Raw genomic sequence first — 7,807 nt, forward strand, 5'->3', positions numbered from 1 at the left:
TGGAATTTTTAATTTTTATAATGTAGATACGTCAGAAATTATTAGTTCATATAAAATTGGAGATTAAATTTAATTTAGAATTTTGAAGAAATATAGAAAAGGGAAATAAAAATTTTATTGGGTATACATTTATCAACGAATGAAATTTTAATGAATGATATATTTGGGATTTATTTCCGAATTTAAGAGGTGTGTTATGAATAATTTAAAGAAGAAGTCGTTGATAAATTTACTATTTTATGTAGTGATGGTTATTATAAATTACATGGGAGCTAAGGGAATGATTAATGGATTAGCTCAAAAAGATGTATCTGAAATGTACACAACAATTGTAACTCCGGCGGGATATGCCTTTAGTATTTGGGGTCTTATATACACTCTTTTATTTGTGAGCATGGTAGTTTTGTTTATAAATGCTGAAAAATCAGAATATAGAGAAGTAGCTGATAAGATAAGTTCTACGTTTTGGGTGAGTTGTATTTTTAATATACTATGGATATTTTCATTTTCCATGGTTTGGATAGAAGTTTCAATGATTATGATTTTTGGACTTGCAGTTACATTGATTAAGATTTTATTTGAACTTAAAAAAATTAATTTAAAAGGAGTTAAATTATTATATCCAATAACTTTTGGAATTTATGGGGGATGGCTTAGTATAGCAAATGCACCAAATTTAGCTGCTGTAATGATAAGAGTTGCGGATAGAATGGGTGTAGATGATATAGTTGGTGGTTTAGTGTTGGTTTCGATTTTTAGTTTGATAATTTTAACTGTAGGATTTAAATTAAAAAATTCAGTATATATGTTACCGGTAGCGTGGGCGCTTGTTGCAATAAGATTTAAGCTGGTAAGTTTAGGTTCTGATTTTCCAACTTATATATTAGTTATAATAGCGCTAATATTTATAGCGGCGAGTGGTTATATGTTTGTAAGTAAAAGAAAAGTATTAACAAATTAAATATTGAATATAATAAGTGTTGTCATTTATTTTTGACAACACTTATTTTGATTCTATTTCTATACTTTCTCCATCTGAGAATTGAATTCTCCAAGCAGCTATTGCTTTTCCTTTTGTGGCTTTGGTTATATCTTCAACATAACCCTGTTCTTCAGGATCGAAGTAGTAACATTCTTCTATTCGAGTGATAGTTTTTGAAGATATTTCTGGTTCGGACAGGAGAGTGAGCAAGGCTCTTGGAGCTGAGTGCATATGGACTATACTGGTTGATTTGTCTATTACATTTAGCCAAAGTCTATCCATTGATACGACAGTATCTCCTTTTATTATAAAGTTGGCAAATGATCTCTCTAGTATTACACCTTCAAATTCTTTTGCAAATTTAAGTTCTGTTTGGCCTTTAGAAGAGTTTGAATACACTAACAACATATTTGAAACGTCAAAGTTTCTATCCAATAAAAATTTTTTTGCAACGTCTTCAGCTTTAAATTTGGACTTAGTAGATATTTTGGGATTTACATTTTCGTAAATTAGTCTACGTGTGTTTAATACACTTAAAACCTCATCGGCATAAGTTATTTGGGTAAAGCTGCTGTTCGGGTCTTGAAACTTTCCTCTACTGGCAAAAAATCTTTCGTTTAAATCAAGTTTAGAGTAGGAATCAAATTCCACTCTCAAGGACGGCAAGCTGATTCTTGTCCGTGGAATTTTCGCATGTATACTTATTCCATTTTTAAGTAGCCTTGACTTTACTTGTTTGATAAAGGTATACGATGTAGTTCTATCTTGAATTATGAATGAACGGCGAATTATCATTCCAAAGAGAAGGATATCAGTTATTATCAACGCTATCATCAATATTTTTTTTGCTTTATACCAATCCATACTATTTCTCCATTAAAAGTCGTCCAGATTCCATAGAAAAGAACAACCTTCTGTTGTTATATTTGATAAAGATTGAATGTTTAAGTTCTGTCTGATCATGGGAAGTGTTGTCTATATAAGCAACTCCTATATCAGATATATTTTTTAAAACTTCTTCAAAAGGCTCGTTAAAAACTGTTAAGGAAGTTTTTATTATACGCTCTAAACCGGCGAACTTGACCTTTTCCGGCAATGGCGATTCACTTATAGATTTTCGGTAGTTTTGTTTGAAATAAGTAATGGTATCGCCGTAAGATTCAATTTCTATATAGTAGGGGTTTTTGGTGTCATTAATTATAACCGGGATGGAATCTTCATAGAGATTGAAAGAAAATCTAAATCCAAGATCGCCATTATTTTCTATAGGTGTTATTTGAGAAATATATATTCCTGCATTGCCAACTTTGTTTGAAATAAAGGAAATAGAATTTTTAAGAGAAGTATGCAGATTTCGTGTCTTAGACTCCGGTACATTTAAGTTTTTATATTCTATTATTCCGTTGGTGTAAAGAGTTAGGTATTCATTTCCATAGATAAGACTTCTGCTGTTGTCTTGGACTATATCTCTAATGTGTTCATCATTTTGATTTAGAAATCTTGTCGCTAAATTATTGACATATGATTCATCTGATATCAAACTTTTAAGATCATTTGAATATTTAACAGTCTTTAATAGGTAGCTATTTTGATTCGGAAGATAAATATTTTTTTCAACATTGTATAATTCGTTTAAATTTTTATATTCAGGCAAAGACTCCCCGGCAAGTGCTGAAAGTGTAAAGTCTATTGTAGTATTTTTGTCAAATCTATAGTGATTAGTTCCATCACTAACTATTATAAATTCTCTGGACAGATAGATTTCTTTTATGAGAATAGGAGAGTCGTTTGAATCGGATTTTCCAATTAAGTTAACAATTATGGATAAGTCTACCGGTGAAGAGTAGAAGAAAACTAAAGATGGGAGGTCTTGTAGTTTTAAATATTCTTGCAATGAAATGACTTGTCCATTTTTAGTGTTTGAATTGGAAAAAATTTCGTATATTGATTGGCGATAAGTGTTGTATATATCGTCAAAGTCATATACGGCATGGTGTTGGCCGTTGTAGTTAGCGACCATTTTTTGTGGCTTTAAAAGTTCTTTAAATAAATCATTGGTCGCATAATCAGTGTCTTCTATTTTTGTGGTGGGTATGTGGGATTTTTTTAAGTCAACCCACAGTATGTTTGATAGGAACAGTGTCAAACCGGCCAATGCGATCAGTATTATATTTAGTATATATTCATGTTCTCTATTCATTGTGCACCACACTCTTAAACTTTAAGACAACTTCTGTTCCGAAGTTATATTTTGAACTTATCTCTATACTCCCACCCATAGTTTCAATTAGTTCCTTAGCTATAGAAAGTCCAAGTCCGGTTCCACCCATAGCCCGACTTCTACCTTTTTCAACTCTGTAAAATCTTTCGAATATTCTATTCAAATCTTCTTTTGGAATTCCTATTCCATTGTCTTTAACAGTGATTTTTAAGAAACCATCTAAGTTTTGACAACTTATTTTAATTTTTTCATTAGGTTTAGTGTATTTTATTGCATTGGATATTATATTCATCACAATTTGTTCAGTTGAGTGAACATCTGAGTAAATATCGTTTATATTCATTGGAATATCTAAGGTTATGTTGTGAGACTTTTCTTTTATCATAACGTCCAGACTCTCTAGGACTTGGCTTATTAAATCGTAGGTATCTATTGGTTCAAATATAAAATTGTTTGCGCCGTAGTCTATATTTGAAAGTTGCAACAAGTCTGATACCAATCTTCCCATTCTGTTACTTTCACGGTTTATTGTTCCGACAAAATGTTTTATGTCTTCATAGTCCATTTCTGAGTCCAAGATTGTCTCTGAATAACTTTTTACAGTTGTTATAGGCGTTTTAAGTTCGTGACTGACATTTGCAACAAACTCTTTACGCATGATTTCAAGGTTGTGTTCTTTTGTCATATCTTGGAATACTACTATAAGACCTTGGTTACTTTTCTCCCTTCTAAAAGGAGCGTATTTAAGTTTATAAAATCTGTCGAGAATTTCAATTTCACCGTCGCCGACTAATGTTGAAAAGTTATTGTAGTCTATATTTGAAATGTTCAAATTAGCTAAGTCGATTTTTTCGCCATTGCTATTGTTTAAATTCAATATTCTTCTTGCGGTTGGGTTTGCATGGATTAGAAATCCATTTTTGTCTATTGCAATTACGCCCTCTTGCATATAGTTAAAGATTGTATTCAGTTTACCTTTTTCAATTTCCATTTGCTCGATTGTAATTTTTAGCTCCTGCGTCAAATAGTTAAACATAGAACCTAAATTACCGATTTCATCATTTGATTTTATATCTACTTTTTGGTTGAAGTCCCCTTTTGCCATCAACTTTGCCTTTTTAGTCAGGTCACTTATAGGGCCTGTGATTGAATTTGCTAAGAAGTATCCTAGAGTTATGGTTATTATGAGACCGATTCCGGTTGCATAAGTAAGAATGCTACGGGCGTTATCTATTACATCGTATACACCGTTTAGATTTTCTGTCATGTATAAAATGCCCATAACTTTACCTTCTGATGAAAAGATAGGTCTTGCTATGTGCTTTTCGTGCAAGTTTGAATTTTCATCGAATATAACTCGTTGGCCCTCTGAACCTGAAATTGAGTTTATGACTAAGTCAGGCTCTATAGTCTCGTTGGCTATGGCAAGTGACATTAAATTCACATTCTTTGATGCAGCAATTATGAGTGGATTTTCTTCAGATGTTATTGCATACATGGATTGATTTGAAGGAAATCTCCAACTTATAAATGTGTTGATTATTTGGTCTTGATTTAAGAGCCAATCTTCAGTAGTCAGATAATTTGAAGTTGTTACAATTGAGTTCAGTGTTGAGTCCATATTTTCAGTGACGTTTTGAAGTTGAGCACTTTCAAGTCTATTTATGATAAATGCCCCGACAATTGACATACATACTAATACTAGTAGGAAGTAAATTGTCATAAATCTATATTTTATACTGCTAAGCATTTTATCCTCCGAAGTAGTATCCTACTCCACGTTTAGTAAGGATATATTTGTAGTCTTTGCCATCTTCTATTTTTTCTCTAAGACGTCTGACAGTTACATCAACAGTCCTTATATCTCCGTAATATTCATAGTCCCAGACTTTATCTAATAGTTCTTCACGTGAAAAAACTTGTCCTGGATTTTTAGCCAAGAACTTTAAAAGTTCAAATTCACGAAGTGTGAGGTCTATAATTTCTCCGTCTTTTTTTATTTCGTATTTATCTATGTTGATTTCAAGACTTTCTGAATTGATATGTGCTGTTTCGGTTTGAACCTCTATATTTCTACGTCTCAAAATAGCTTTCACTCTAGCGGTCAACTCTCTCATTGAGAAGGGTTTTACAACATAGTCGTCTGCTCCAAGTTCTAAGCCGAGTATTTTATCAACTTCTTCTTCTTTTGCGGTGAGTATAATAACGGGGATATTTGATGTTTTTCTGAGTTCAGTTAAAACTGAAAATCCGTCCATTATAGGCATCATTATGTCAAGTATTATAAGGTCGAAAGTTTCTTCTGCAACTCTTTCAAGACACTCTTTACCATCATAGGCAGTTTTAGTTTCATATCCGTCTTTTTTTAAGTTGTACTCTATTATATCTGCGATTGAATGTTCATCATCCACTATTAAAATTTTTCCAAACATAAGCGCCTCCTAATTTGCATTATATCAGATAAATAAAAACTTTTAAAATTGTGTATAATATCAACATGGATAAATTTATTATAGGTTCACATCAATCTTTTACAAAAGGATTTAACGGTTTGTATAAAAGTATGAAAGAACAAAACGGAAACACTTTTCAATTTTTTATGAGAAACCCTCGTGGGTCAAAGAGAAAGGAGTTTGACCGAGAAGATGCGGATAAGCTCATAGAAAATATGCAGGGCGAAGTGCCGATTATGTTGGTGCACGCTCCGTACACGCTAAATCCTTGTTCGGATAAGGACTATGTAAAAGAATTTGCAAGAGATGTGTTAAGAGAAGATATAGAAAGATTAGAGTACTTTGGCAAACATCTTTACAATTTTCATCCGGGATCTCATCTTGGACAGGGCACAGAAGTTGGAATAAATATAATATCTGATTTGTTAAATGAAATATTACATGAAGATATGCATACAACAGTCCTACTTGAAACCATGGCTGGCAAGGGAACGGAAATAGGAAGGAATTTTGAAGAACTCGCAATGATTATTGAGCGAGTAAACTTAAAAGATAAACTTGGAATATGTATGGACACTTGTCATATTCACGAAGGCGGGTATGATATTGTAAATGATTTAGATGGAGTGTTAGAAGAGTTTGATAAAATAATAGGATTAGAAAGATTAAAAGCAATACATTTAAATGATTCAAAAAATCCAATTGGAGCACACAAGGATAGACATGAGGAAATAGGCAAGGGGCACATAGGACTTGAGGCAATAAGAAGAATAATAAATCATGAGAAACTTCGCGCACTACCTTTTTATTTGGAAACTCCTTTGGATAATGAAGGGCACAAGATAGAAATTGAATTGCTTAGGAGTATGAGAGAGTGAAAAGAAATCACATATTGGATTCGTATAGAGGATTTACAGTAATTTCCATGATATTATTTCATCTGTTTTACGATATAAATTTATTTAAACAAATACCTTGGTATGAAAACTTTATAATAAATAGTGTCTGGCAAATATCAATTGCAGCGTCTTTTTTTATAATATCAGGAGTTACTTCGAGCTTATTAGATAGAAGAAAGAATATAAAGAGGGGGATAATTTTAAATATAATTGGTCTGCTAATAACTCTGGTAACTTATTTTTTTGCAAGAGAGATAATGATAATATTCGGAGTTATGAATGGACTTGGAATGTGCATGTTAATAACAGGATTGATTCAGGATAAAATAAAAAATTTGAACACAAATATATGGTCAACTTTAATGTTAATTCTATATATATGTACTTATAATATTCAAAGTGGAACAGTACTATTCGGAAAGATAGAAATTACTGAAGAACTATATAATTTAAATTTATTTCCTCTAGGACTTCCTTCTTTAAATTTTACTTCTGAAGATTATTTTGGATTTATACCATGGATATTTATATATCTATTTGGTTTTTTTATTGGAAGAAAATTAATAGAGAATAACTTTTATGGAAAATATGGGAAAGGTAATATTCTATCTGAAATAGGTAAAAGAAGTTTAGCCATCTATGTTTTGCACCAGCCGCTTTTGTATTTATTAGTTATATGGATTTTTGAAAAAATATAAAAAAATTTTTAGAATCTTATAAATAAAATGTCTGTAAGGCGGTAAAACACAGGGTTTCAAACAATTGAAAATTTACTAAAAAAAGTATTGACAGGTGTGTGGAATTTTGGCATAATGTACAAGTTGCCTCGTGAGAGCAACGCTCTTGAAAAAACTTTAAAAAGAATTAAAAAAGTTCTTGACAAAGCAAACTGAAAGAGTTATACTAAATAAGCTGTCTCTTAAAAAGAGAGAGCAAAGAACAATGATAATTAAATAGTGTAGAAAAGAATAAACTATAAGCAAAGCAAAAAAAGCTTAGCGGAAAGTCAGTGAAAAAACTGAGTAGCTAAGGTCAAATAAGATATTAAAATCGAGAGTTTGATCCTGGCTCAGGACGAACGCTGGCGGCGCGCCTAACACATGCAAGTCGAGCGATGAAGACATAACAGACACCTTCGGGAAGAAGTTAAGTCGGATTAGCGGCGGACGGGTGAGTAACACGTGAGTAACCTGCCTTTGACACGGGGATAGCCACCGGAAACGGTGATTAATACCCGATGAAATCGTAATAA

General features: G+C 32.1%; 7 protein-coding genes. 3 read left to right on the plus strand and 4 right to left on the minus strand.

Annotated elements, in window-relative coordinates; genetic code table 11:
• Positions 1–196: 196 nt before the first annotated feature.
• The gene (locus HMPREF9129_RS02655) at positions 197–961 is read left to right on the plus strand and encodes a TspO-related membrane protein (protein ID WP_040552208.1); all 765 of its coding nucleotides are present in this window, start codon (positions 197–199) and stop codon (positions 959–961) included.
• 42 nt (positions 962–1,003) lie between these two features.
• Here the strand turns inward: HMPREF9129_RS02655 and HMPREF9129_RS02660 are convergent, their stop codons facing one another.
• The 4 genes from HMPREF9129_RS02660 to HMPREF9129_RS02675 are packed head-to-tail and all read right to left on the minus strand — an operon-like array spanning position 1,004 to position 5,635.
• Positions 1,004–1,846, minus strand: a complete 843-nt coding sequence (locus HMPREF9129_RS02660; RefSeq protein ID WP_004820085.1) for a two-component system regulatory protein YycI — start codon at positions 1,844–1,846, stop codon at positions 1,004–1,006.
• Position 1,847: 1 nt separating this feature from the next.
• On the minus strand, positions 1,848–3,182 hold the full coding sequence (locus tag HMPREF9129_RS02665; protein ID WP_004820087.1) for a hypothetical protein: 1,335 nt from the start codon (positions 3,180–3,182) through the stop codon (positions 1,848–1,850).
• Entirely contained in the window at positions 3,175–4,953 is a 1,779-nt protein-coding gene (locus tag HMPREF9129_RS02670) for a HAMP domain-containing sensor histidine kinase (protein ID WP_004820089.1), read from the minus strand. The genes HMPREF9129_RS02665 and HMPREF9129_RS02670 overlap by 8 nt, the downstream gene beginning before the upstream one ends.
• 1 nt (position 4,954) lies before the next feature.
• Positions 4,955–5,635 (minus strand): response regulator, encoded by a 681-nt coding sequence (locus HMPREF9129_RS02675; protein WP_004820091.1) that lies wholly within the window; start codon positions 5,633–5,635, stop codon positions 4,955–4,957.
• 65 nt (positions 5,636–5,700) lie between these two features.
• On the opposite strand from HMPREF9129_RS02675, the gene HMPREF9129_RS02680 reads away from it, so the two are divergent.
• Both HMPREF9129_RS02680 and HMPREF9129_RS02685 read left to right on the plus strand, forming a co-directional pair.
• The gene (locus HMPREF9129_RS02680) at positions 5,701–6,534 is read left to right on the plus strand and encodes a deoxyribonuclease IV (protein ID WP_004820093.1); all 834 of its coding nucleotides are present in this window, start codon (positions 5,701–5,703) and stop codon (positions 6,532–6,534) included.
• Positions 6,531–7,253 (plus strand): heparan-alpha-glucosaminide N-acetyltransferase domain-containing protein, encoded by a 723-nt coding sequence (locus HMPREF9129_RS02685; protein WP_040552211.1) that lies wholly within the window; start codon positions 6,531–6,533, stop codon positions 7,251–7,253. The genes HMPREF9129_RS02680 and HMPREF9129_RS02685 overlap by 4 nt, the downstream gene beginning before the upstream one ends.
• Positions 7,254–7,807: the final 554 nt, after the last annotated feature.

This window comes from Peptoniphilus indolicus ATCC 29427 (genome assembly GCF_000227315.1).
Lineage (GTDB): Bacteria > Bacillota > Clostridia > Tissierellales > Peptoniphilaceae > Peptoniphilus > Peptoniphilus indolicus.